The sequence below is a fragment of the Bacillus sp. FSL R5-0560 genome, assembly GCF_037966305.1.
Lineage (GTDB): Bacteria > Bacillota > Bacilli > Bacillales > Bacillaceae > Bacillus > Bacillus mojavensis.
Genome location: NZ_CP150195.1, coordinates 2,428,321 through 2,454,406, shown reverse-complemented (window position 1 = coordinate 2,454,406; position 26,086 = coordinate 2,428,321). Strand labels below are relative to the sequence as shown.

Annotated in this window: 27 protein-coding genes and 1 riboswitch; of the genes, 25 read left to right on the top strand and 2 right to left on the bottom strand. The window is 42.5% G+C overall.

Annotated features, from left to right (window positions below):
- Window positions 1–45 precede the first annotated feature (45 nt).
- The 13 genes from NST56_RS12935 to aroD all read left to right on the top strand — a co-directional run bounded on the left by NST56_RS12935 (window position 46) and on the right by aroD (window position 12,492).
- Window positions 46–585, top strand: a complete 540-nt coding sequence (locus NST56_RS12935; protein ID WP_010334784.1) for a YpuI family protein — start codon at window positions 46–48, stop codon at window positions 583–585.
- Window positions 586–705: 120 nt separating this feature from the next.
- Window positions 706–1,854: a D-alanyl-D-alanine carboxypeptidase family protein gene (locus NST56_RS12930; RefSeq protein WP_010334783.1), complete on the top strand. Its 1,149-nt coding sequence runs from the start codon at window positions 706–708 to the stop codon at window positions 1,852–1,854.
- Window positions 1,842–2,432, top strand: coding sequence for a spore maturation protein SpmA (spmA, locus tag NST56_RS12925; protein WP_024121904.1), 591 nt, complete (start codon window positions 1,842–1,844; stop codon window positions 2,430–2,432). Before NST56_RS12930 ends, spmA begins: the two co-directional genes overlap by 13 nt.
- Window positions 2,433–2,436: 4 nt before the next feature.
- Complete coding sequence (gene spmB, locus NST56_RS12920) at window positions 2,437–2,973, top strand: spore maturation protein SpmB (RefSeq protein WP_010334782.1); 537 nt, start codon at window positions 2,437–2,439, stop codon at window positions 2,971–2,973.
- 91 nt (window positions 2,974–3,064) lie between these two features.
- The gene (rluB, locus tag NST56_RS12915; protein WP_010334781.1) at window positions 3,065–3,799 is read left to right on the top strand and encodes a 23S rRNA pseudouridine(2605) synthase RluB; all 735 of its coding nucleotides are present in this window, start codon (window positions 3,065–3,067) and stop codon (window positions 3,797–3,799) included.
- Between the two features lie 93 nt (window positions 3,800–3,892).
- Window positions 3,893–4,432, top strand: a complete 540-nt coding sequence (locus tag NST56_RS12910; RefSeq protein WP_339177005.1) for a thiol-disulfide oxidoreductase ResA — start codon at window positions 3,893–3,895, stop codon at window positions 4,430–4,432.
- Window positions 4,429–6,057 (top strand): cytochrome c biogenesis protein ResB, encoded by a 1,629-nt coding sequence (gene resB, locus NST56_RS12905; RefSeq protein ID WP_339177003.1) that lies wholly within the window; start codon window positions 4,429–4,431, stop codon window positions 6,055–6,057. The genes NST56_RS12910 and resB overlap by 4 nt, the downstream gene beginning before the upstream one ends.
- Before the next feature lie 19 nt (window positions 6,058–6,076).
- Window positions 6,077–7,252 (top strand): c-type cytochrome biogenesis protein CcsB, encoded by a 1,176-nt coding sequence (gene ccsB / locus NST56_RS12900; protein WP_268445969.1) that lies wholly within the window; start codon window positions 6,077–6,079, stop codon window positions 7,250–7,252.
- 82 nt (window positions 7,253–7,334) lie between these two features.
- On the top strand, window positions 7,335–8,057 hold the full coding sequence (resD, locus tag NST56_RS12895) for a DNA-binding response regulator ResD (protein WP_010334777.1): 723 nt from the start codon (window positions 7,335–7,337) through the stop codon (window positions 8,055–8,057).
- Window positions 8,054–9,820, top strand: coding sequence for a sensor histidine kinase ResE (resE, locus tag NST56_RS12890; protein WP_339177000.1), 1,767 nt, complete (start codon window positions 8,054–8,056; stop codon window positions 9,818–9,820). Before resD ends, resE begins: the two co-directional genes overlap by 4 nt.
- A 190-nt stretch (window positions 9,821–10,010) precedes the next feature.
- Window positions 10,011–10,595, top strand: coding sequence for an RNA polymerase sigma factor SigX (gene sigX / locus NST56_RS12885; RefSeq protein ID WP_010334775.1), 585 nt, complete (start codon window positions 10,011–10,013; stop codon window positions 10,593–10,595).
- Window positions 10,531–11,628 carry a sigma-X negative effector gene (locus NST56_RS12880; protein WP_326227227.1) on the top strand — a complete coding sequence of 366 codons (1,098 nt, stop codon included), beginning with the start codon at window positions 10,531–10,533 and terminating at the stop codon, window positions 11,626–11,628. The genes sigX and NST56_RS12880 overlap by 65 nt, the downstream gene beginning before the upstream one ends.
- Window positions 11,629–11,730: 102 nt before the next feature.
- A complete protein-coding gene (gene aroD / locus NST56_RS12875) occupies window positions 11,731–12,492 on the top strand; it encodes a type I 3-dehydroquinate dehydratase (RefSeq protein ID WP_339176997.1) in 762 nt (253 codons plus the stop codon).
- Window positions 12,493–12,545: 53 nt separating this feature from the next.
- On the opposite strand, the gene serA is transcribed toward aroD, so the two are convergent.
- Window positions 12,546–14,123 (bottom strand): phosphoglycerate dehydrogenase, encoded by a 1,578-nt coding sequence (gene serA / locus NST56_RS12870; protein WP_010334772.1) that lies wholly within the window; start codon window positions 14,121–14,123, stop codon window positions 12,546–12,548.
- A 206-nt stretch (window positions 14,124–14,329) separates the two neighbouring features.
- Window positions 14,330–14,465, top strand: a riboswitch (FMN riboswitch).
- A 152-nt stretch (window positions 14,466–14,617) separates the two neighbouring features.
- On the opposite strand from serA, the gene fmnP reads away from it, so the two are divergent.
- Window positions 14,618–15,190 (top strand): riboflavin transporter FmnP, encoded by a 573-nt coding sequence (fmnP, locus tag NST56_RS12865; RefSeq protein ID WP_339176995.1) that lies wholly within the window; start codon window positions 14,618–14,620, stop codon window positions 15,188–15,190.
- A 39-nt stretch (window positions 15,191–15,229) separates the two neighbouring features.
- On the opposite strand, the gene NST56_RS12860 is transcribed toward fmnP, so the two are convergent.
- A complete protein-coding gene (locus NST56_RS12860; RefSeq protein WP_003225461.1) occupies window positions 15,230–15,478 on the bottom strand; it encodes a ferredoxin in 249 nt (82 codons plus the stop codon).
- 266 nt (window positions 15,479–15,744) lie between these two features.
- Here NST56_RS12860 and NST56_RS12855 point away from each other — a divergent pair, with 266 nt between their 5' ends.
- From NST56_RS12855 to sleB, 11 genes are all read left to right on the top strand, one after another.
- Window positions 15,745–16,803 (top strand): helix-turn-helix domain-containing protein, encoded by a 1,059-nt coding sequence (locus NST56_RS12855; protein WP_326227344.1) that lies wholly within the window; start codon window positions 15,745–15,747, stop codon window positions 16,801–16,803.
- The gene (locus NST56_RS12850) at window positions 16,796–18,286 is read left to right on the top strand and encodes an ATP-dependent DNA helicase RecQ (RefSeq protein WP_339176993.1); all 1,491 of its coding nucleotides are present in this window, start codon (window positions 16,796–16,798) and stop codon (window positions 18,284–18,286) included. Before NST56_RS12855 ends, NST56_RS12850 begins: the two co-directional genes overlap by 8 nt.
- Before the next feature lie 14 nt (window positions 18,287–18,300).
- Window positions 18,301–18,882 (top strand): CPBP family intramembrane glutamic endopeptidase, encoded by a 582-nt coding sequence (locus tag NST56_RS12845; RefSeq protein ID WP_339176991.1) that lies wholly within the window; start codon window positions 18,301–18,303, stop codon window positions 18,880–18,882.
- Complete coding sequence (locus NST56_RS12840; protein ID WP_326202872.1) at window positions 18,866–19,606, top strand: LysM peptidoglycan-binding domain-containing protein; 741 nt, start codon at window positions 18,866–18,868, stop codon at window positions 19,604–19,606. The genes NST56_RS12845 and NST56_RS12840 overlap by 17 nt, the downstream gene beginning before the upstream one ends.
- Before the next feature lie 64 nt (window positions 19,607–19,670).
- Window positions 19,671–20,114 (top strand): YpbF family protein, encoded by a 444-nt coding sequence (locus NST56_RS12835; protein WP_024121889.1) that lies wholly within the window; start codon window positions 19,671–19,673, stop codon window positions 20,112–20,114.
- An 85-nt stretch (window positions 20,115–20,199) separates the two neighbouring features.
- Window positions 20,200–20,979, top strand: coding sequence for a metallophosphoesterase (locus NST56_RS12830; protein ID WP_168748143.1), 780 nt, complete (start codon window positions 20,200–20,202; stop codon window positions 20,977–20,979).
- A 151-nt stretch (window positions 20,980–21,130) separates the two neighbouring features.
- Complete coding sequence (locus tag NST56_RS12825) at window positions 21,131–21,715, top strand: genetic competence negative regulator (protein WP_010334765.1); 585 nt, start codon at window positions 21,131–21,133, stop codon at window positions 21,713–21,715.
- Window positions 21,716–21,871: 156 nt separating this feature from the next.
- The gene (gene gudB / locus NST56_RS12820) at window positions 21,872–23,146 is read left to right on the top strand and encodes an NAD-specific glutamate dehydrogenase (RefSeq protein WP_010334764.1); all 1,275 of its coding nucleotides are present in this window, start codon (window positions 21,872–21,874) and stop codon (window positions 23,144–23,146) included.
- Between the two features lie 109 nt (window positions 23,147–23,255).
- Window positions 23,256–24,230 carry a YpdA family putative bacillithiol disulfide reductase gene (locus NST56_RS12815; protein WP_339182210.1) on the top strand — a complete coding sequence of 325 codons (975 nt, stop codon included), beginning with the start codon at window positions 23,256–23,258 and terminating at the stop codon, window positions 24,228–24,230.
- 120 nt (window positions 24,231–24,350) lie between these two features.
- Complete coding sequence (gene prsW, locus NST56_RS12810; protein ID WP_339176986.1) at window positions 24,351–25,007, top strand: glutamic-type intramembrane protease PrsW; 657 nt, start codon at window positions 24,351–24,353, stop codon at window positions 25,005–25,007.
- A gap of 143 nt (window positions 25,008–25,150) precedes the next feature.
- Complete coding sequence (sleB, locus tag NST56_RS12805) at window positions 25,151–26,062, top strand: spore cortex-lytic enzyme (RefSeq protein WP_268449440.1); 912 nt, start codon at window positions 25,151–25,153, stop codon at window positions 26,060–26,062.
- Window positions 26,063–26,086: the final 24 nt, after the last annotated feature.

The window sequence follows — 26,086 nt, the reverse complement described above, 5'->3', positions numbered from 1 at the left end:
TCGCGCTTTTTCATCAACATAAGATATAAGGAAGAAGTAGCTATCATGAAAGAAGCAAAATGTGAGAGACAAAGACATGAGGGGAAGATACCAAACGAAATGGGACATTCGATTGTGCGAGTGCAGACTCAAAAAACAGGCGAATTCTTATCAATGGTTGTCAATACCGTTAATGATTATTTAAATCAAACCACGCTGGCGTCTATGCAGGCTGAATTGCCTGTTGAAGAGGCATACTGCTGTGATGTGCTGAGCACGCTGAGAAGAATGACAGTATTTTGTGAAGGAGGCGCTGAAGCATGCCGCCGCCTCCTTATACAAGAGCCTTTTCAGGAAACCAGAGCGGAAAAAACACTTTACAATGTGTATCATCAATGCATTGAAGAGTTCTTTATGCCAAAGAAAGACACCTGGTGTGAAAACAGCCGGGCGTCATATACCGGAGTCAGCGCAATTGAGTTCTACCATGCTGTTCCGCAGTCTCTGGAGCAATTATTATTGCCGCTGAGCGCAGCGTTTCTGAAGATGAGGGAAGAACTGGCTCATTACGAAGCGTCCGGATCTAGCATGGCATCAATCAGATAACACTTACTCTCCTTTTACGGGAGAGTTTTTTTGTGTTTGCAGGCCTAGACACAATTGTTATTCATAACTGATGGACATGCGCATAAACTTGTACAAACCACCACAAGGACGTGAACAAACATGCGCATTTTTAAAAAAGCTGTATTAATAGTCATTATTTCTTTTCTATTTGCAAATGTAAATGTGAACACAGCCCATGCAGCTATAAATGTCAGTGCGAAGAGCGCGATTGTCATTGACGGCACATCAGGAAGAGTGTTATTTGCCAAGGACGAGCATGAAAAAAGGCGAATCGCCAGTATTACAAAGATCATGACCGCTGTTCTCGCCATTGAATCAGGAAAAATGGAAGAAACCGTGACTGTGTCTGCAAATGCGGTCAGAACAGAGGGCTCGGCCATTTATTTAACCGAAGGGCAAAAAGTAAAATTAAAGGATCTTGTGTATGGCCTGATGCTGAGATCCGGGAACGATGCTGCTGTTGCGATCGCTGAGTATGTCGGGGGAAGCCTCGATGGATTTGTCTATATGATGAACCAAAAAGCAGAGCAAATCGGTATGGAGAATACCCGTTTTCAAAACCCGCACGGATTGGACGACCATGAAAATCACTACTCATCAGCTTATGACATGGCCATTTTAACGAAATACGCCATGAAGCTCAAAGACTATCAAACCATCTCCGGCACAAAAGTATACAAAGCAGAAACAATGGAAAGCGTGTGGAAAAACAAAAATAAATTGCTGACGATGCTGTATCCATACAGTACAGGGGGGAAAACAGGCTATACCAAGCTTGCAAAACGCACACTGGTTTCAACCGCTTCAAAGGACGGCGTTGATCTGATAGCCGTGACCATTAATGACCCTGACGATTGGGATGATCATATGAATATGTTTAACTATGTATTTGAGCATTATCAAACATATTTAATCGCAAAAAAAGGAGACATTCCGAAGCTCAAAGGTACATTTTATGAGTCCAAAGCTTTCATCAAACGAGACATCACCTATTTGCTTACCGAAGAAGAAAAAGAAGATGTCAAAATTAACACTACGCTGCTCAAACCGAAAAAAGCCTGGGAAAAAGATGCTTCAAAAATTCCGGATATTGTAGGACATATGAAAGTCATGTTCAACGATGAAACCATCGCAAAAGTGCCGATCTATTACGAAAACGAACGAAATCAAAAACCGAAAAAAAAGTTTTTTGAAACATTTAAATCAATTTTTCTGAATGCGGCTGGCGGGGCAAAATGGTCAATATAATCTGGGTCAGCTTAACTGTGATCGGGCTCGTATTTGCGATGTGCAATGGAACGCTGCAGGATGTAAATGAGGCGGTGTTTAAAGGAGCCAAAGAAGCTGTCACAATCTCATTTGGACTTATGAGCGTGCTTGTTTTTTGGCTGGGTTTAATGAAAATAGCTGAACAGTCAGGATTGCTGGATATTTTCAGCCGTATGTGCAGACCTTTTATTTCTAAGCTGTTCCCTGACATACCGCCGGATCATCCCGCAATGGGCTACATTTTATCAAATCTCATGGCGAATTTCTTCGGCCTGGGGAATGCGGCCACACCTCTTGGCATTAAAGCAATGGAGCAAATGAAAAAGCTGAATGGAAATCGTTCGGAAGCGAGCCGTTCCATGATCACTTTTTTGGCTGTTAATACTTCCTGCATTACTCTCATCCCGACAACGGTTATCGCCGTGAGAATGGCCTATTCCTCCAAAACGCCGACAGATATCGTCGGACCGAGCATTTTGGCGACACTCATTTCTGGAATCGGCGCCATTATTATTGACCGGTATTTTTATTACCGCCGTAAAAAGAAGGGGAGGTAAGCCGATGGAAATTATCAACTGGCTGTCTTTAGCCATGATCCCTATCATTATTGCCGGCATTCTTCTTTATGGAACAATCAAAAAGGTGCCGACATATGAATCCTTTGTTGAAGGCGGAAAAGAAGGAATTGAGATCGCATTTTCGATTATCCCTTACTTAGTCGGGATGCTTGTTGCAATTACCGTTTTCAGATCATCAGGCGCGCTGGACTTTTTTATGGATCTTTTAAAGCCGGCCTTTTCCGCCATCGGCATACCGGCTGAGGTGGTTCCGCTTGCGCTGATCCGTCCGATCTCCGGGACGGCTGCTCTGGGAATGACGACCGATTTAATTGCAGTTTATGGACCGGACTCCTTTATTGGCAGGCTGGCATCGGTGATGCAGGGGTCAACGGATACAACACTTTATGTGCTGACTGTGTATTTCGGAGCGGTCGGCATAAAAAAAATGGGTGATGCGTTAAAGGTAGGACTTCTTGCTGATTTAATCGGTGTAGTTGCATCTATCATCATCGTTACGTTATTATTTGGGAGCGCCTGAAAATGGCGTTTTTTTAGATAAAGCATGCGAAATCTGAAAAAGCTTGTTTGTTTAGGTTGAAAAAAGTAAGATAATACTTGAGGTGAAAGACATGGAAAGACTGCAAAAAGTAATTGCTCACGCCGGAGTTGCATCGCGCAGAAAGGCAGAAGAGCTGATTAAAGAAGGAAAAGTAAAGGTGAACGGCAAAGTAATAACAGAGCTTGGTGTTAAAGTAACCGGTTCTGATCAGATTGAAGTAAACGGTTTGAAGGTGGAACGTGAAGAGCCTGTTTATTTTCTTCTATATAAACCAAGAGGCGTGATTTCCGCAGCGGAAGATGACAAAGGGCGCAAAGTCGTGACTGACTTTTTAAGAGAAGTGCCGCAGCGCATTTATCCGGTCGGACGTCTGGATTACGATACTAGCGGTCTTTTGCTTTTAACCAATGACGGCGAGTTTGCCAACAAGCTGATGCATCCTAAATATGAAATAAACAAAACATATGTAGCAAAGGTAAAAGGCATACCGTCTAAAGAGTTGATCAGAAAGCTGGAGCGCGGCATTATGCTGGAGGAAGGCAAAACAGCCCCTGCCAAAGCGAAGCTGCTTTCATTGGATAAGAGAAAACAAACAAGCATTATACAGCTGACCATCCATGAGGGACGGAACAGGCAAGTGCGCCGCATGTTTGAAGCGATTGGACATGAAGTAATCAAGCTGAAGCGGGAAGAATACGCATTTTTAAATCTGAGAGGCTTAAATACGGGAGACGCAAGAGAGCTCACGCCGCATGAAGTCAAAAGACTCAGAGCGCTAGCGGAACACGGTAAAAACGCTTTCTAAGTTTCACATAACCTTCAAAAAGTTAGAAATGTGAAATGAATGTGCAATGATATAATTGAATGGATCTGCAATAGGGGAAGGGGGCAGTGGACAATGAAGAAAAAAAGGCGTTTATTCATTCGGACCGGCATCCTTCTCATTTTGATTTGCGCGCTGGCCTATACAATATACAATGCTGTATTTGCCGACAAAGAGAGCATATCTGAAGGGTCCGAGGCACCGAATTTTGTCCTTGAAGATACGAATGAGGAACGTATTGAACTGAGTGACTTAAAAGGAAAAGGTGTTTTTTTGAATTTCTGGGGCACCTGGTGTGAGCCGTGCAAAAAAGAATTTCCTTATATGGCGAACCAATACAAATATTTTCAAGACCAAGGCGTTGAAATTGTCGCGGTAAATGTTGGGGAGTCAAAGATAGCAGTACATAATTTTATGAAATCCTACGGAGTGAATTTTCCGGTTGTCCTGGATACAGATCGTCAGGTGCTTGATGCCTATGGCGTATCCCCGCTTCCGACAACCTTTTTAATCAATCCGGAAGGAAAAGTTGTCAAGGTGGTGACCGGCACTATGACAGAAAGCATGATCCATGACTATATGAATCTGATAAAACCCGGAGCGACCTCGGGATGAAACAGGTAAAATGTGAATGCGGACATATCAACCCGGTCGGAACCGTTTTATGTGAATCATGTGGCAGGGCGCTTCAGGAAACACAGCCCCCGCTTGCCGATATGAGATACGATGGAAGTGCTAGACGCTCACAAACCTATAACAAAACGATCATTGATAAAATATGGAACTTCTTTTCTTCGGTTAAGGTCGGAATATGGCTTATCGTCATAACCCTTGCAGCATCAGCATTCGGGACTATTTTTCCTCAAGAAGCCTATTTGCCCCCCGGCGCTCAGGCTGATACATATTATAAAGAACAATACGGCACGTTCGGCCAGCTTTATTATTTACTCGGTCTCCATCATTTATATGGATCTTGGTGGTATTTGCTGCTGATTGCCTCTATCGGCATTTCTCTTGTCATCTGCAGCCTTGACCGCGTGATTCCCCTGTACAGAGCATTGAAAAATCAGGGTGTCAGGAGAAGCCCTGTTTTCTTAAAAAGGCAAAGGCTGTTCAGTAGAACGGAGACCGAGCTCAACAAGGAAGAAAAAGAAAAGATTGTCACTCTCTTAAAGAAAAAGCGTTATAGAATCAGAGAAAAAGAGGGCAGCATTCTGGCGGAAAAAGGACGTTTTTCCCGCTGGGGTCCGTATGTTAATCACATAGGATTAATCATTTTCCTGATTGGCGCAATGCTGAGATTTGTGCCGGGCATGTACATCGATGAAACGCTCTGGGTCAGAGAAGGCGAAACTGCGGCAATTCCAGGCACAGACGGAAGATATTATTTGAAAAACAATCAATTCAGCGTAGAGACTTATAACAGCGAGACAGAAAAAAAGGTGTTCGCTGATGCCATTGACAGAGTCGGAAGCGGAAAGGTCGCCAAAAACTTTCAAACAGACGCAGTTCTCTATAAACGGGAAGGCAAAATTGTCTATGGAGAGAAGCCGAAGCTGAAAAAAGTAAAAGAAGAAGATATTCGTGTGAATCAGCCGCTGCGCTTTGATTCGTTTTCTGTTTATCAGGTGGATTATAAAGAGAATCAGCTCGATCAGATGGTGTTTCAGCTGATTGACAAAAAATCAAAAAAATCCTTTGGGAGCTTAAAGATCAACCTATTGGATCCAGATTCGGTTTATGATCTTGGCAACGGTTACAAAGTTGAGGTCGCCAGCTACCTTCCTGACTTCTATTTTAATCAGGATGGAGAGCCGAGCACAAAAACAAAAATCCCAAACAATCCGGCTTTTGTTTTTAATATCATAACGCCGGATAAGCCAAAAGGCGAAAAAAGCTTTGTGGCCATTCAAGAAACAATTGAAGGGTCGGGCAGCAATAAGTATAAGTTAAAATTTGACCATGTCGAAACGAAGAACATAACCGGTCTGACAGTCAGAAAAGATCTGACGCTTTGGGTGCTTGCCATCGGCGGAGCCATTTTTATGATTGGCGTCATTCAAGGCATGTACTGGCAGCACCGCAGAATCTGGCTGCATACACAGGATGGTGCAGTCATGGTTGCCGGCCATACCAATAAAAACTGGTACGGACTGAAGCAGGATTTAACATTTGTTTTAGCCGAAACGGGGCTGACTGAACCAGCAGACCAAAAAGAATTAATGAAAACACAGAAATAGGCGAAAAGGGAGTGGTGTCATGGCGGAGCTGAGCGGAAATTTTCTTTATGCAGCCTTTCTCGTGTATTTAATCGCGGTCCCAATTTTCGGCGGGGCCATACGCGGAAGGAAAAATAAAAAAGACAGGGCAAACCGGTGGGCGACGATCGGGATTACCCTTTCGATTATCGGTTTTCTCTGCCACCTGGGCTATTTTATGACAAGGTGGGCTGCCAGCGGCCATGCGCCTGTCAGCAATATGTTTGAATTTACAACGGCCTTTGGCATGATGCTTGTGCTTGCGTTTATTATCCTTTATTTTATCTATCAATTGCCTTCATTAGGTCTGTTTACACTATCGATTGCTTTATTGCTGATTGCTTACGCCAGCATGTTTCCGACGGACATTTCGCCTTTAATTCCGTCATTGCAGAGCAATTGGCTGTATATCCACGTAACTACGGCCGCGCTGGGGCAAGCGATACTCGCCATCAGTTTTGTCGCAGGTGTCATTTTTCTTTTGAAGCATGTTGACCAGACAAAACCAAGTAAAAAAACCTTTTGGCTTGAAGCTATCATGTTTATTATGGTGACGGCAGTTGCCTTTATTGTGATAACATCTGTGTTTCGTTTTGCCGGCTATGAAGCTGAGTTTAACTGGGTGGATAAGAATAAGGAAAAAAGCGTGATGGTCTATGAAATGCCCGCACTTGTAGGTCCGCATGAGGGTGAGCTTATCACCGAGGGGAAAATGCAGCCTATTGCAGAGCTTCCGGCCCTTTTCTCAGGCAGAAAGGTAAACACGGTGATTTGGTCGTTTGGAGCTGGACTCCTTTTGTATGGGGCGCTTCGCCTGATCATCAGAAAAAGAATCAGTGCCTGTTTACATCCTCTGGTGAAAAACGTGAATCTTGATCTGGTGGATGAGGTTGGCTACAGGGCCGTTTCCATCGGTTTTCCGATTTTTACACTCGGCGCACTGATCTTTGCCATGATTTGGGCTCAGCTTGCTTGGACGAGATTTTGGGGCTGGGACCCGAAGGAAGTATGGGCGCTGATCACGTTTTTATTTTACGCCGCATATTTGCATTTAAGGCTGTCAAGAGGATGGCACGGAGAGAAATCAGCATGGCTGGCCGTCATTGGTTTTGCCATCATTATGTTCAATTTAATATTCGTAAATCTTGTGCTAGCCGGACTTCATTCTTATGCATAGTCGATAACAAAGCGATACAGTTCTCAAACTTTCTCACGATTTGATAAAATGAAAGTAACAGAAGGAAAGCAGGGGGAAAACGATGGACCAAACCAATGAAACCAAAATATTAGTAGTTGATGACGAAGCCAGAATTCGCCGCCTTTTAAAAATGTATCTTGAACGTGAAAATTATGTGATTGAAGAAGCGGAAAATGGTGATGAAGCTATTGCCAAAGGCCTCGAAACCAATTATGACTTAATTTTGCTTGACCTTATGATGCCTGGCACAGACGGAATTGAGGTCTGCCGCCAAATTCGCGAAAAAAAAGCTACTCCAATTATTATGCTGACCGCAAAAGGAGAAGAAGCAAACCGGGTGCAGGGGTTTGAATCGGGAACAGATGACTACATTGTCAAACCGTTTAGTCCGAGAGAAGTTGTGCTGCGGGTAAAAGCGCTTCTGAGAAGGGCATCTCAAAATTCTTATTTCAATGCGAATACGCCGACGAAAAACGTATTGGTGTTTTCTCATCTGTCAATCGATCATGATGCCCATCGGGTAACTGCAGACGGAACTGAAGTGAGCTTAACACCGAAAGAGTATGAGCTCCTTTACTTCTTAGCGAAAACGCCTGACAAAGTGTATGATCGGGAAAAACTTCTGAAGGAAGTGTGGCAGTATGAATTTTTTGGCGATCTGCGTACAGTAGACACACACGTCAAACGTCTACGTGAAAAACTCAATAAAGTATCACCGGGAGCTGCCAAAAAAATCGTCACTGTATGGGGCGTCGGTTATAAATTCGAGGTAGGCGCTGAATGAAGTTTTGGAAAAGCGTAGTAGGCAAGCTATGGGCTACGATCCTTTCGCTTGTCCTGATTGTATTATTTATTTTAACGGTTCTTTTACTCGAATTTATCGAAAATTATCATGTGGAAGAAGCCGAAAATGATTTAACCCAGCTTGCAAATAAAGTCGCAGTCATCTTAGAAAAACACGAGGATCAGGCGCTGGCAAGGTCGATCACTTGGGAGCTTGCTGATAACTTAACAAGCATTGCGATTATACAGGATGAGAAAAAGTACTGGTATTCGCCAAACGATAAAAATCGGCTTTCATCTATCACGCTTGAACAAATACAGCGGGACAAGGATTTACATCAGGCTCTGGACAACCATAAAAAAGTCAGTAAGCGAACGGGCCTGAGTGGTGGAGACACGGATAATGAACGCCTGATTGTGGGTGTTCCGTATGAAAAAGACGGAAAAAAAGGCATGGTCTTTTTATCTCAGTCTTTGCTTGCCGTCAAAGATACAACAAAACACACGACCCGTTATATATTTCTTGCCGCAGGCATTGCGATTGTGCTGACCACATTTTTTGCTTTCTTTTTATCAAGCAGGGTCACGTATCCGCTTCGAAAAATGAGAGAGGGCGCACAGGATTTGGCAAAGGGCAAGTTTGACACGAAAATCCCGATTTTAACCCAAGATGAAATCGGTGAGCTGGCAACCGCCTTTAATCAAATGGGCCGGCAGCTTAACTTTCATATCAATGCGCTCAACCAAGAAAAAGAACAGCTTTCAAACATACTAAGCAGTATGGCTGACGGAGTGATTACCATCAATATCGACGGCACGATTCTCGTGACAAACCCGCCGGCTGAACGTTTTCTGCAGGCTTGGTATTATGAGCAGAATATGAATATTAAAGAAGGCGACAATCTTCCGCCAGAAGCAAAAGAACTGTTCCAAAACGCTGTCAGCACTGAAAAAGAACAAATGATTGAAATGACGCTGCAGGGCAGATCATGGGTGCTGCTGATGTCGCCGCTGTATGCGGAATCGCATGTCAGAGGCGCGGTTGCCGTTCTTCGAGATATGACCGAAGAACGCCGCCTTGATAAATTGCGCGAGGACTTTATCGCAAATGTCAGCCATGAATTAAGAACGCCGATCTCCATGCTTCAAGGGTACAGTGAAGCCATTGTCGATGACATTGCGAGCTCCGAAGAAGACCGTAAAGAGATTGCTCAAATTATATATGACGAGTCGCTGCGAATGGGCCGCCTTGTCAACGATTTGCTTGATTTAGCCCGAATGGAATCAGGCCATACTGGATTGCATTATGAACAAATCAATCTTAATGAATTTATAGAAAAGATCATGCGTAAATTTTCCGGCGTTGCCAAAGAAAAAAATATTTCTTTGCATCAGGACATTTCTCTCACTGAAGAGGAATTGATGTTTGATGAAGATAAGATGGAGCAGGTGTTTACTAATTTAATTGATAACGCGCTGCGTCATACTCAATCAGGCGGCAATGTGTACATCTCCGTTCATACCGTTAAGGATGGAGTAAAAATAGACGTTAAAGATTCCGGCTCCGGGATACCGGAAGAGGATCTGCCATTCATTTTTGAGCGATTCTATAAAGCAGATAAAGCACGGACAAGAGGCAGAGCAGGAACCGGACTGGGACTGGCTATTGTAAAAAATATTGTGGAAGCTCACAACGGTACCATTACAGTGCACAGCCGGATGGACAAAGGAACGACGTTTACGTTTTATATTCCGACAAAATGATAAAGTCGAGTCTGAATTTGCCGAAGAATCTTGTTCCATAAGAAACACCCGCTGACCTAAGCGGGTGTTTTCTTAATAAAATTTAAGGATATGTTAATATAAATTCCCTTCCAAATTCCAGTTTCTCGTAATATAGTTGTAATGTAACTTTTAAGCTATTATTACGACTAAAGAAACGGAGGGGTTTCCTATGGAAGAAACCTTTCAAGTGTTATATAAAACATACCATCAAGATTTATACCAATTTTTATTTTATATGGTAAAGGATAAAAGCCAGGCTGAAGACCTTCTTCAAGAGGTTTATATTCGTGTATTAAATTCATATCATACGTTTGAAGGAAGAAGCAGTGAAAAAACATGGCTTTTGTCGATTGCACGCCATGTGGCGATAGACTGGTTCCGTAAGCAACAGACAATCAGACAGCGTGTACTCGGCACATTTGATTGGGATACACAGGATGTCAGAGATCAGCAATTGCTTCCGGACGAACTCGCGGTTCAACATGAAAATGTCCGGGAAATTTATGCTGCGCTTGATCAATGTACGATCGATCAAAGAGCTGTGATTATCTTACGGTTTATACAGGGATATTCAATACAGGAAACAGCCAATGCTCTGCGCTTCTCGGAAAGCAAAGTAAAAACGACCCAACACAGAGGGCTCAAGGTACTTCGGAAACATATGGAGCTTTTGAGGGAGGAGCTAATGGATGATGAAGTCAGATTGGAACGAAGAACAGATAAAGGAGTTGTTAAGTCAACTGCCAGCAGTTAAAGACCATCGTTCTCCGCAAGACATATACAAGCGGCTTTCGATGGTAAAACGGAAGAAAAAGCCCCCTGTAAAATGGATTGGCCCCGTATGTGCAGCAGCTGCTGCAGTTTATATCGCTTTCATTATTTCTCCTCATTTCTTTGATCAGGCAGAGCCTCAAAAAGAAGCGGTTAAAGAAAACGCTATAACGAAAACTGAGACAGCAGACAGTCAAAAAGCAGCACCGTTGCTGGATCAGACTTCGTTTGTTGTTTCTGAAAAGGAACAGAGCAATTATATAACTGTAGCGTTTGCCGATGCCGATACGTCCACAATCGTACCCATCAGCATTAAAAAAACAAATTCAAACCAAAACATACAGGACGTCCTGTTTGCCAGTGACCAATCAGGCTATCTTGATCACGCCGTCACCATTCCATCCTTTATGGATGAAGTGAAAGTAACGGAGAAACAGAAAGAACTAAGAATACAAGTTAACGAGAACATTGATGTTGATTCTCTAAAAGACGCTAAACTATTAAAAAAATTGCTGAAAGAAACAATGAAATGGAGCCCTTATGAGAGAGTCAAGTTTTCAACCGATCAAAACGGGGCTGGTGCAAAAGTTGGCTCCTATGGCACTTTGACTGAAATTCCTGTTCACACACAGACGAACAAAGCTTACTATTTGTATCACAATGAAGACGGACAAGACTTTCTTGTTCCCTCTGAAAAAACGTTTCAAACAATAAAAGAAGCGTTTAAGGAAATGGAAACAAACAGTAAACCGGATACAGAACCTGTTATTCACGCCGGTGATATCAAATCAATAACAGAAAAACATAAACATTTATATATTCACTTCTCAAAAAACTCGGCAGTCGAGGATTCAATCACCGGTATTTTAATGCTTGAGGGACTTCTTTTAACAGCAAAGGAATTTGGATTTACAGAAGTGACTTTTACAGAAACTAGATCAAATAAAATTGGAAAATATGATGTTTCAGATCCCATACCGGTACCCGCTGCCCCCAATCCGATTTCTTTAAACTGAAAAAGCCTTTGGGCTTTTTTGTTTTTTGATATAATAGGAATTTTCACAAAATAAGTGTAAGTGTATAATAGAACAAGTGAGGATTGAAAGGATTTGAGATAAGTGAACACGCTAACAATCAAAGGAGTTTCCATTGGAGAAGGGATGCCAAAAATCATCGTTCCGCTGATGGGTAAAACAGAAAAGCAAATTTTAAAAGAAGCAGAAGCTGTAAAATTACTGGATCCGGATATTGTCGAGTGGCGAGTCGATGGATTTGAAAAAGCAGACGACAGTGAAGCAGTTATAAAGATGATCTCAAAGCTGCGAGAGTCTTTGAGAGACAAGCTGTTTCTATTTACATTCAGATCGCATAAAGAAGGCGGGAGCAAAGAAATGGATGTAAGTTCCTATATCGCTTTGCTTGAAACGGCTATCCGCACAAAAGACATAGACTTTATTGATATTGAACTATTTTCAGGAGAGGCGAACGTGAAAGCGCTAGTATCTTTAGCGGGAGAAAACGGTGTCCATGTGATTATGTCTAATCATGACTTTCAGAAAACACCTGCAAAGGACGAGATCATTTCTCGGCTTCGGAAAATGCAGGAGTTAGGAGCGCATATTCCGAAAATAGCTGTAATGCCGAAGGATACAGGTGATCTTTTAACCTTGCTTGATGCAACATATACCATGAAAACAAAATATGCGGACCGCCCGATGATCACAATGTCTATGGCGGGAACAGGATTGGTTAGCAGGCTGAGCGGTGAAATATTTGGATCAGCTTGCACATTCGGCGCAGGAGAAGAGGCTTCAGCACCTGGGCAAATACCAGTATCCGAGCTGAGAAGCGTGTTAGAAGTACTGCACAAACATACATAAACAGAAAACCGTTAAAAGAAAAAAACTCAAGCTGCAAAGCTTGAGTTTTTTCATTATGGAAGATCAATAAGTTTTACAGACACGATATCAGGAACATCTGTTAGTTCTTTCACAATTTTATCTTCTAAATGTCTGTCAAAAGAAAGCATCATGATGGCTTCTCCGCCTTTTTCTTTACGGCCAACCTGCATGGTTGCAATATTAATATCGTTATCTCCGAGAATACGTCCCACTCGGCCGATGACCCCCGTCGTATCCTGATGCTGGATATAAACCAGGTGGCCTGTTGGATAAAAGTCGATATTAAACCCGTTGATTTCGACAATGCGTTCTCCGAAATGAGGGATATACGTAGCTGTAACTGTAAAGGTGCTACGGTCTCCTGTTACTTTTACGCTAATGCAATTATCGTATCCAGATTCAGAAGTGGAAATCTTTTCACTAAAGCTAATGCCGCGTTCTTTTGCGACACCGCCCGCATTTACTTCGTTAACTGTTGAGTCAACGCGTGGTTTTAAGAAGCCTGACAGAAGGCTTTTTGTAATAAACGATGTTTCAAGTTTAGCAATTGTGCCTTCATATTGAATCGCGACATCCTGTACCGGCTCTTTCATGCATTGTGATACGAGGCTGCCGATTTTCCCTGCAATTTGGTGGTACGGCTTAATTTTAGCGAATTCATCCTTTGTCATGGCAGGCAGGTTAATGGCTGACATAACAGGAAGACCTTTTGCGAACTGCAGCACTTCTTCTGATACTTGCGCTGCAACATTCAGCTGTGCTTCTTTTGTCGATGCCCCTAGGTGAGGAGTGGCAATCACCAACGGGTGGTCAACGAGCTTATTATCAACCGGCGGTTCAACTTCAAAAACGTCAAGCGCCGCACCGGCAACATGGCCGCTTTCTAAAGCTTCAAGAAGAGCTGCCTCATCGATAATGCCGCCTCGTGCACAGTTAATTAAGCGAACACCCTTTTTCGTTTTTGCAATCGTTTCTTTGTTTAATAAGCCTTTTGTTTCTTTTGTTAACGGCGTGTGCACAGTGATGATATCTGCGCTTTCCAAGACTTCTTCGAACGTACGGCTGTTTACACCGATTTTTTTCGCTCTTTCTTCTGTTAAGAAAGGATCAAAAACGTGCACGGTCATACCGAAGGCTCTCGCACGCTGTGCAATTTCGCTTCCGATTCTGCCTAATCCTACAATTCCAAGTGTTTTGCCGTAAAGTTCCGAACCGACATATGCTGTGCGGTTCCATTCTCTGGATTTTACAGAGATATTGGCCTGAGGGATGTGTCTCATTAAAGATGAGATCATCGCAAATGTGTGCTCAGCTGTGGAAATTGTGTTTCCGTTTGGCGCATTAATAACAATAACCCCATGTTTCGTTGCTTCGTCAATATCGATATTATCCACACCGACACCGGCTCTTCCGACGATTTTTAAAGAAGTCATTTTTTGAAAAAGGTCTTCTGTTACTTTTGTCGCGCTTCGCACCAATAGAGCATCAAAGGTATGTAATTCATCCTCTGCATCTGCTACGTTTTTTTGGACGATTTCAATAAAGTCTGATTCAATAAGTGGCTGTAAGCCGTCGTTGCTCATTTTGTCTGAGACCAATACTCGAAACATCGTAAGATTTCCTCCTAAATTGACAAACTAAATATCTGATAATTTAACATATTCTCAATAGAGTGTCAATGTGTATTGACGCAGTAAAGGATAAAAGGAAAGTGAGGAATTGACCAGTTTTAGAGACTTTTAACGTTATATTTAATTTGAAGCAATTATCTATACAACCAATCATTTATCGTTTATAATGGAACCAAATTCATATGATCAATCTTCGGGGCAGGGTGAAATTCCCTACCGGCGGTGATGAGCAACTGGCTCTAAGCCCGCGAGCTGTTTTTGACAGCAGGATTCGGTGTGATTCCGAAGCCGACAGTATAGTCTGGATGGGAGAAGATGGAGGTTCAGCAGCGTTTTGAAAAAAGGTTTTCAAACGTTTCTTTACCAAGCCAAATTTTTGAAACCCCGCTTTGTCATAGAGCGGTTTTTTTATTGGCTGGAAAAAGAACCTTTCCGCTTTTCGAGTAAGATGTGATCGAAAAGGAGAGAGCAACTTGAAAGTAAAAAAATTAGTCGTGATCAGCATGCTGAGCAGCATGGCATTTGTATTGATGCTGTTAAATTTTCCGTTTCCGGGGCTTCCTGATTATTTGAAAATTGATTTCAGTGATGTCCCTGCCATTATTGCGATTCTTATATACGGACCTTTAGCGGGTATTGCCGTTGAAGCGATAAAAAATGTTCTTCAATATATCATTCAGGGGAGCATGGCTGGAGTGCCTGTAGGACAAATTGCAAATTTCATTGCCGGAACACTCTTTATATTGCCGACTGCTTTCTTATTTAAAAAGCTGAATTCAGCAAAAGGCCTGACAGTGAGTCTTCTGATTGGAACTGCAGCTATGACGGTGCTGATGAGCATTCTGAATTATGTTCTGATTCTTCCCGCCTACACATGGTTTTTACACTCCCCGGCATTATCCGACAGTGCGCTGAAAACAGCAGTAGTCGCTGGTATCCTGCCGTTTAACCTCATAAAAGGCATTGTCATTACGATTGTGTTCACACTCATCTTTATCAAGCTTAAACCGTGGATTGAACAGCAAAGAAGCGCGCATATTCATTAAATAAAAAAAGCTCCCGCAGGGGAGCTTTTTCGATTACTTCTATTCAAATTTAAGCGGGTCGCCCTCAAATGGCTCATCCGCCACTTTGATGGAATCAGTAGGGCATCCTTCAAAAGCGTCAATCATATCTTCTTCCAGTACTTCAGGAACTTCGACAACGCCTTTATTTTCGTCAAGCGTTACGAACGCGATGCCTTCATCATCGTAATCGTAAATGTCTGGTGCAGCCGCTCCGCAAGCGCCGCATGCAATGCATGTATCTTTGTCTACGATTGTGTACTTTGCCATGAATAAAACCTCCCAGATTGTTCTTGGTGGAACAAATGGATCAATCTTTTATATTTAATCAATTTAACACCTATTCCTCTTACTTATTGTAATGATGTTGATGCCACATTTCAACAGAAAAATGATTGAGAATGCTTATCACATAAGGGGTTATCTACATAACATCCCCCCTAATGATGACTTTAATCGTCGATTTATGTTTAAAATCTGTTAAAATAAAAAGAGCAAACCAACGATTTTTGTCAGGAAGAATGTGGGTGGATAGGTTGTCATTACATTACTTTGATATTATGGTTCTCGATTGCATTTCTAAAATAAACGGGGAACGGACAGGAAGTGCCGTTTTTCACCTATTTAAAGGAAAAAGATCGTCACAAACCATTCAAGATGCCGGCTTATTTCAGACTGCAAGATATTTTGGAATGGCTCCGCAATGTTCAAGAAGCGACATATCAGGATCACTTCTCAAGCTTGAACAGCAGTCATTTCTGGAACCAATGTCAGAAACAGATACATACAGAGTGACTATAAGAGGCGAAAGCATGTTGAGGCAGGCGCTGAGTGAACGGCCTTGGCCAGCCCATTGCCACGGCGCTTATTTTCAGCAGGCCGCAAGCGTGCTCTGGAAAAGACTTTCCCTTCTCGTACAGGTATTGTCAAATAAGCAGCGCAGCAACAGACAGTATATTCCCGTCACAAAAGATTATAAGACGCTTCACTGGGTCAAGCGATACATGCACATGCAGAAGGATCATGAAAAACTGGCAAGGGGCTTGCAGGAAATGCTGGAGGATCATTTGCAAAGGCTTGACGAGAAAGCAGCTCTTATCTTTGTCTACTCATTAACTTCATATAATAGGATCGGTTATACGAGCAGGCAGCTTGCTGACAATCTGAAAGAAGACGAGTGGTACGTGTATGTCTTGTTTTGGGCTGTGGTACATTATTTTATTCATTCCTTGCCGCAATGTGAAGATTCTATACTAAAGGATCTTCTTTCCGATGTGCATCTGGAGAATGCGCTGACTGAGTCTACGAGAAAAACATGGCAGATGGTCAGACAAGGGATTCCGATTCAGCGAATTGCTGAAATCAGAAAGCTGAAAACTGCCACAATTGAAGACCATATCGTCGAAATTTCTCTTCATGAGCCGGCTTTTGTGATTGATGAATATATTTCGGCTGAGGATCAGCTCCAAATTGCTGAGTTCGCCAAACGCATGCGGACAAACAAGATCAAACAAATTCGAGAAGGCCTAGAGCAGCGGTTCAGCTACTTTCAAATCAGGCTGGCATTGGCAAAGCAGGTGAAACAGTATGACTAAATTACAGCAAGTGTTATATCAGTTTTTTGGTTTTCATTCCTTTAAAAAAGGACAGGAGGACATCATCAGAAGCGTTCTCAGCGGAAAGGATACCATTGCAATGCTTCCGACAGGGGGAGGGAAGTCTCTTTGCTACCAGTTGCCCGGTTACATGCTTGACGGTATGATATTAATCGTTTCTCCTTTGCTTTCTTTGATGGAGGATCAGGTGCAGCAGCTGAAAGCGCGGGGAGAAAAACGGGCTGCCGCTTTGAATAGTATGCTCGGCAGGCAGGAAAGACAATTCGTTTTAGAGCATATCCATCGGTACAAATTTTTGTATCTGTCGCCCGAAGCTTTGCAGTCGTCATATGTTTTGGAAAAATTAAAGAGCGTTTCGATCAGTCTCTTCGTTATTGATGAAGCGCATTGCATATCGGAGTGGGGACATGATTTTAGGCCGGATTATTCAAAGCTTGGACAGCTGAGAAAAACACTTGGGCATCCGCCGGTGCTTGCTCTGACGGCTACGGCGACGAAGGATACGCTGCATGATGTCATGAATTTGCTTGAACTGCATCATGCCGAACGGCATCTTAACTCGGTTAACCGGCCGAATATTGCACTCAAAGTTGAAAATACTGCGGATACTGCCGAAAAAATAGATAGGGTCATTCAGCTGGTTGAAAACCTGCAAGGTCCGGGAATTGTCTATTGTCCGACAAGGAAATGGGCAGAGGAAATAGCGGAGGAAATTAAAAACAAAACAAACAGCAGGGTTGATTATTACCATGGCGGCATGGATTCTGGCGACAGAATGTTAATTCAGCAGCAATTTATCAATAACCAGCTTGATGTCATTTGCTGTACAAATGCGTTTGGAATGGGTGTTGATAAGTCAGATATCAAATATGTCATACATTTTTATCTCCCGCAGACGGCTGAAGCTTTTATGCAGGAAATCGGCAGAGCAGGGCGTGACGGAAAACCGAGTGTCAGCATTTTGCTCAGAGCGCCTGGAGATTTCGAATTGCAAGAGCAGATTATCCAAATGGAGAGTCTTGCGGATGGAGAAATCGCCAATGTTATTCGCGTGCTGGAAGAAACGGAAGAACGGGACGAAAGAAAACTGCGCGAATTATTCATGCAATATGGTATCACAGAGACGCAGTCGCGCATGATCATCCATCTCTTTATGCAGGGGAAAACATCAATTGATCTGATCAAGCGGGAAATCACGTATCGCATGGAGCTGAAACTTGAAAAAATGCGTCACGTGGCAGCTTTGCTTCATCGCGATGGCTGTTTAAGACAATCGTTGTTAGCCTATTTTGATGAAACATACGAGCCCGATAAAGGAGGCATGCCGTGCTGTTCACATTGCGGTTTTGATCTCTCGCTGTATGAACAAAAAGAGGAGCGCGTCCAAATAGCACCATTAGACGGCTGGAGATCGGAATTGCACCGTATATTCAGTCTAGAGACTGTAGGTGAGCCGAACTGAAACAGCAAAGGGATTTGATCCAGCATCTGTCTGACCGTGATATACTGAAGCAGCTATACATGACACAGCTTCTGGTCATCATGGTGTCCGCTGCTGCCGTTTTGTTCTTTTTTCAGGATATAAGTGATTTTTTCAGCCTCTGGCATATTAGAGATACAAGAATCATTTGGTATGGTGTTTCTCTTGCAGTTATTGTCGTTTTAGCCGACATGGCAATCATGAAATGGTGTCCGTCTCATTTATATGATGACGGCGGAATCAATAAAAAATTATTCAGTAAAAGGCCAATCCCTCATATTATATTTTTAACGCTTCTAATTTCTTTCGCTGAAGAAATGTTATTTAGGGGAGTGCTGCAGACCCATATTGGTTTATGGGCGGCCAGTTTTGTTTTTGCTGTTCTTCATTTTCGGTATTTGACAAAATGGCTGCTATTTATCATGGTGACGGCAATCAGCTTTTTGCTTGGACTGATTTATGAATGGACCGGTAATTTATTTGTTCCGGTAACGGCGCATTTTATTATTGATGCCGTGTTTGCCTGTCAGATTCGTTTTGAACATGTTAGGAGGGATACACATGACGAACATGTCTAGAGTTGAGAGAAGAAAAGCTCAGAATCTTTATGAAGACCATAATGCCGCATTGGCGGACGACCTTTTCGAAGAGGATGAAGAAAGCCTTCCGACAAGACAATCTGTAAAAAATCAAAGAGAGAAGAAAAAAAAGCAAGGCAAAACAAGAACGCCGTTATTTACCACTCTCGCGGTACTGTTTGTATTTGTGCCGGTTATCGTCTTTGTCGCCTTATTTTATCTAATGAAAAGCCATCCGGGAAATCCCGATGATTATGAAGATGTATTTATAGACAGCAGCCAGAGTAAATACGAGGTGGTTCAAAAACCAGAGGCCAAAAAAGAAACGCAAGAGACAGTTCTGCGCGAAGAGTCAAAAAAAAAATCTGAAAACAAAAAGACAGAGAAACAAACAGAAGCAACAACTGATAAGAAGCAGCCTGCTGTAGCGGAAAAAGAGGAGACAGCAAACAAACAGGAAGCAAAAAGCGCGGCTGCTTCCCCTTTCCCAGAAAAAACAGTCCAAAAAGAGCAGGAACAAATACCGCAGCAGCCTGAACCAGTTCAAGAAACCGAGGCGGAACATATCGTGAAGCACACCGTTCAAAAGAAAGAAACGCTGTACCGCATTTCCATGAAATATTATAAAAGCAGATCAGGAGAAGAAAAGATCCGTGCCTATAATCATTTGAACGGAAATGACGTTTATACCGGGCAAATTTTGGACATCCCTTTGACTTATTAGCGGGCATCTTTTTGATCGCAGGCTCATATATTGTAGCAATGAAAAGGGACAAGGTGTGAAGCGTATGGAATCCTTATGGAACCAGCTGGACCGATTTACGGACGCGCCGACCAAACAGATGCTACAGGCGTTGGTGAAACGAAAACAAAAATACGAAAACTATGCTGCGCAATGTCGCAGGTGGCGGTGGACCTCACTCATTTGCCTGGGCTTATTATGTCTTTTAATGATGATCAAAAGCCCGGCGCCTCAGCTCATTCTTCAAGAAATGCTAAGCCATACCTTTTATTTATTTTGGATGATGGCAACTGCTTTTGCATACTGCACTTCATATTATTTTAAGAAAAAAGAAGAAAAAGCCGAGGGGGATTTCCATAAACTGAGATGTGAAATTATTCAGAAAAGCACTGATCTCTGGCCGCAGCCTGATAAATGGAAGGCGCGAGAATCTGTTTTTCAATTGATGAAGCACCAATACGATATTAATCTATACTTTGAAAGTAAATAAAATGGGGCGTTTTCTCAAACGATAGAAACGTCTTTTTTTTATTGTCCGTCTTATTGATAAGTTCTAAAAGAATGGAGAGTTTTTTATGAAGCGATCAATGAAAATTGCGGGTGCATTAGCGATTGCGGCAGCGGCAATGACGGCAAAAATGTATTCAGTGGCAAAAGGCAATCATCTAAAAAACCATACATTTACGTTATCAAAAATGAAGGGGAAGCCGCCTCTAACGATTTTTTTTATATCTGATATTCACAAACGTGTTGTTGATCACGGTCTTTTAGAGGAAGCGCAGGGCCATAAGCCGGATCTGGTGATAATTGGCGGTGATTTAGCTGAAGGCGGGGTGTCCTGCTCGAGAATTGAGGAAAATGTCAGAAGGCTTGCGGGTTTGGGAGTCCCTGTCATGTTTGTATGGGGAAACAATGATTATGAGGTCAGTCAGCGTGAACTGTATACTATTTTTAAGGCGTACCGTATTATTACGCTTCGAAATGAATCGGTTCCTTTTACCTATAACGGACATACCATCACCATAGCCGGAGTGGATGACATCAGGATGGAGATGGATGATTATGAAGAAGCAATTAAAGAAATTGACGAGAACCAGTTGAACGTTCTGGTTTGTCATAACCCTGAGATCCATCAGCAAATCAATGAAAATGATGGTATTGATGTGATATTCAGCGGACATACCCATGGCGGGCAGATTCGATTTGGAAAATTCGGCCCTTATGAGCTTGGTACAACCGGTTTTGTTAAAAATGCTGCATACCTCATCAGCAACGGGTACGGCACAACAAAAGTGCCCCTTCGTTTAGGGGCGGAGCCTGAGGCACACATCGTGACACTTGCAGCACCTGAATGACTTCTCTAAAGAGTGTGTCTATAAAAAACTGCATTGTGCTTGTCTTACTAGTGAACTCAGTGTAAACTGATAACAATTAAGAACCTATGACTCATCATCTCATATAATGTGTTATATGATTTGTGTGCAAGTAGAGGCAGGAGGGAACGTTATGCGGCTTGAGCGTCTGAATTACAATAAGATTAAAATCTTTTTGACCCTCGATGATTTGACTGATCGTGGATTAACAAAAGAAGACCTCTGGAAGGACTCATTTAAAGTCCACCAGTTATTTAAAGATATGATGAATGAAGCAAATACAGAGCTCGGCTTTGAAGCGAATGGACCGATTGCAGTGGAAGTGTATTCTCTCCAAGCACAAGGGATGGTTGTGATCGTAACAAAGAACCAAGAAGCGGATTCAGAAGAAGATGAGTATGATGATGATTACATCGAAATGCAAGTCAAGCTTGACGAAAGCGCGGACATCATATATCAATTCCATTCCTTTGAAGATATCATTCAGCTTTCTGAAAGCTTACAGCGGATCGGTATCACGGGAGGGACTGTCTACCACTATGAAGGACAGTACTTTCTAAGCCTAGAAGACTTGGGATCACAGACTGCCGAGGGAGTTGTGGCGGTCCTGGCTGAATACGGCAATCCAACAACATTAACGATTTATCGCTTACAAGAGTATGGTAAGCTCATTATGGACGGAAATGCTGTAGAGACAATCCAAACTCATTTTTCATAAGAATGGAAGAAAAACTGCTGTTTTTTACAGCGGTTTTTTTTGTTAAAAAACATGGAAAAACATAACGTTTATCCTATGCATAGATCATATGAAGGTGTATACTATTCTCTGAAAGGGAGCATGTGAGAAACAGAAGATTCTAGGAGGTTAACTCAAATGGCAGCCGATCGAAACACCGGTCATACAGAAGAGGACAAACTTGATGTTTTAAAATCAACTCAAACCGTAATACATAAGGCTCTGGAAAAATTGGGATATCCTGAAGAAGTATACGAATTGTTAAAAGAGCCGATGAGATTATTAACGGTAAAAATACCAGTTCGTATGGACGACGGTTCAGTCAAGATTTTTACGGGTTATCGTGCCCAGCACAATGACTCCGTCGGTCCGACAAAAGGCGGGATACGTTTTCACCCCAACGTAACTGAAAAAGAGGTGAAGGCACTTTCCATTTGGATGAGTTTAAAATGCGGTATCATTGATCTTCCATATGGCGGTGGTAAAGGCGGAATTGTTTGTGATCCAAGGGATATGTCGTTTAGAGAGCTGGAGCGTCTAAGCAGGGGTTATGTCAGAGCTATCAGCCAAATTGTCGGTCCGACGAAAGACGTGCCGGCACCGGATGTATTTACAAACTCACAAATCATGGCTTGGATGATGGATGAGTATTCAAGAATTGATGAATTTAATTCGCCTGGGTTCATTACAGGCAAACCGCTTGTGCTTGGCGGATCTCACGGGAGAGAATCAGCGACAGCAAAAGGTGTAACCATCTGCATAAAAGAAGCGGCGAAGAAAAAAGGCATCGATATTGAAGGTGCGCGAGTCGTCGTTCAAGGATTCGGAAACGCCGGAAGCTATCTGGCGAAATTTATGCATGATGCAGGGGCAAAGGTTGTCGGCATATCCGATGCATACGGCGGACTGTATGACCCTGAGGGCCTGGATATTGATTACTTACTCGACCGCCGTGACAGTTTTGGCACAGTGACGAAGCTTTTCAACGATACCATTACGAACCAAGAGCTGCTGGAACTGGATTGTGATATTTTAGTTCCTGCCGCGATTGAAAACCAAATTACAGAAGAAAATGCCCATAATATACAGGCGAAAATCGTCGTTGAAGCAGCTAACGGGCCAACTACGCTTGAAGGAACAAAAATTCTTTCAGACCGTGACATTCTGCTTGTTCCTGATGTACTGGCAAGCGCGGGAGGCGTAACGGTTTCTTATTTTGAATGGGTTCAGAATAACCAGGGCTTCTACTGGAGCGAGGAAGAAGTAGAAGAGAAATTAGAAAAAATGATGGTAAAATCATTCAACAATATATATGAAATGGCCAACAACCGAAGAATCGACATGAGACTTGCCGCTTATATGGTAGGCGTGCGTAAAATGGCGGAAGCTTCGCGCTTTAGAGGCTGGATATAAGTTGATGATTTGCATAAAAAATAAAAATCTCCTATGATAAAATAGGAGATTTTTTTATTTGGAAATAGAAAAATGTGAATTGAATGCCCAATCGCAGGAGTTGACGGAAATGATTGAAGAAAAAGCAATAATTATTGGCGGAGGTCCTTGCGGATTATCTGCGGCCATTCACCTAAAACAAATTGGCATTGATGCCCTCGTCATTGAAAAAGGCAATGTCGTTAACAGTATTTACAATTATCCGACGCATCAAACCTTTTTCAGCTCAAGTGAAAAGCTTGAAATTGGTGACGTGGCATTTATTACCGAAAACAGAAAGCCTGTCAGAATTCAGGCTTTGACGTACTATAGGGAAGTCGTGAAGCGGAAAAAGATTCGTGTGAATGCATTTGAAATGGTGCAAAAAGTGACAAAAGCAGAAAACAATACATTTGTTATCGAAACGTCAAAAGAGACGTATTCAACGCCATACTGCATCATTGCCACAGGCTATTATGATCATCCAAACTATATGAACGTACCCGGTGAGGATTTGCCGAAGGTATTCCATTATTTTAAAGAAGGACATCCGTATTTCGATAAAGACGTCGTCGTTATCGGCGGGAAAAATTCAAGTGTAGATGCTGCGCTTGAACTCGTAAAATCAGGAGCGCGTGTCACCGTTTTATATAGGGGCAATGAATACTCTTCAAGCATTAAGCCATGGATTCTGCCAGAATTCGAATCCTTAGTAAGAAACGGTACAATCCGAATGGAATTTGGCGCTTGTGTAGAAAAAATCACTGAAGATGAAGTCGTTTTCCGCTCCGGCCAGCAGGAGCTGATTACCATTAAAAACGACTTCGTATTTGCCATGACGGGTTATCATCCTGATCATCAATTTTTGAAAAAAATCGGTGTGAAAATCGATGAGGAATCAGGGCGTCCGTTTTTTAATGAAGAAACGATGGAAACCAATGTGGAGGGCGTTTTTATTGCCGGGGTCATCGCTGCCGGAAACAACGCAAATGAAATATTCATTGAAAACGGAAGATTTCACGGCGGCCACATCGCAAACGAAATTGCAAAAAGAGAAGATCAGTGAAAAGAGGAGAGCATATGAAGGATTCGTATGCTCTTTTTGTTTTTTTAAAGTCAGACAGATGTAAATTCATACACAACATGGTAGGATAGACATAGGAATATAAAGGAAAGAGGTTGCCTGATGTTTGCAATCATCTCTGCAGGAATTGCTCCCGGCATCGCGCTGTTAAGTTATTTTTATTTAAAAGATCAGTATGATAATGAACCTGTACATATGGTGCTTCGCTCATTTTTTCTTGGGGTTGTTCTTGTATTTCCCACTATGTTTATTCAGTATGTACTTCAAAAAGAGAATGTGGGAGGCGGAAGCTTTTTTGTTTCTTTTTTGTCTTCTGGCTTTTTGGAGGAATCATTGAAATGGTTTATTTTAATGATCAGTGTTTATCCGCACGCCCACTTTGATGAGCATTATGACGGAATTGTATACGGTGCAAGTGTATCGCTCGGTTTTGCGACACTCGAAAATATTCTTTATTTAATCGGTCATGGTGTGGAGCATGCGTTTGTCAGAGCGCTGCTGCCCGTTTCATGCCATGCCTTAATTGGAGTGATTATGGGGTTTTACCTCGGAAAAGCGCGTTTCTCAGCTGATAAAGCACGTATGAAATGGCTTCTCCTTTCGTTGGTCCTGCCCTCACTTTTACATGGGTCGTATGACTTTATCCTGACAGCCCTCAGCAACTGGGTCTACTACATGCTTCCGTTTATGTTATTTTTATGGTGGTTTGGTTTACGGAAAGCAAAAAAAGCCCGTTCTGTCAATATGATGCAGATATAGAAAAGCCGCACAGACATAGTGCGGCTTTTTGATTTGTTGAAATTTTTAAGCTGTGAGGGATAAGAAGGAAAGAGTGTATAAAAATAACCTCGTTACAGAAAATACGTTTACACTCAAAAATTTGCTGTAGGAGGCTTGAAAAGATGAAGTCCAAAGGATCGATTATGGCATGTCTCATCTTATTTTCCTTTATAATTACGACGTTTATCAATACTGAAACAATTTCAGCCTTTTCTAATCAAGTCATTCAAAGAGGGGCAACAGGGGACGATGTGATTGAGCTGCAGGCGCGTCTTCAATATAACGGATATTATAATGGGAAAATTGACGGGGTTTATGGATGGGGGACATACTGGGCAGTACGGAACTTTCAGGATCAATTCGGCTTAAAAGAGATAGACGGTCTGGTCGGAGCCCAAACCAAACAGACCTTGATATCTAAGTCTAAATATTACCGTGAATATGTCATGGAGCAGCTTCAAAAAGGAAATACATTCACACATTACGGAAAAATACCGCTGAAATACCAAACGAAACCGTCAAAAACAGCGACTCAAAAAGCAAGGCAGCAAGCAGAGACGCGGCAGAAACAGCCTGCTGAAAAAATAACACAGCAGCAGCAAGCAAATAAACAGCAAAACAACACGCCTGCAAAAACAAAGAAACAGGATGCGGTTGCAGCTAACATGCCGGGCGGTTTTTCCAATAATGATATTCGGCTGCTTTCTCAAGCGGTTTACGGGGAAGCGCGTGGCGAGCCGTACGAGGGACAGGTTGCGATTGCAGCAGTTATCTTGAACCGTTTAAACAGTCCGTTATTTCCAAATTCAGTAGCGGGTGTTATTTTTGAACCGCTTGCCTTTACAGCGGTGGCTGACGGACAAATTTATATGCAGCCGAACGAAACAGCAAAAGAAGCAGTATTAGACGCCATCAATGGCTGGGACCCGTCCGAGGAAGCGCTGTATTATTTTAATCCGGATACAGCTACCAGCGCGTGGATTTGGGGACGCCCGCAGATTAAGAGAATCGGTAAACACATTTTCTGTGAGTAGCAGGACATAAGAAAGCATAAAAAT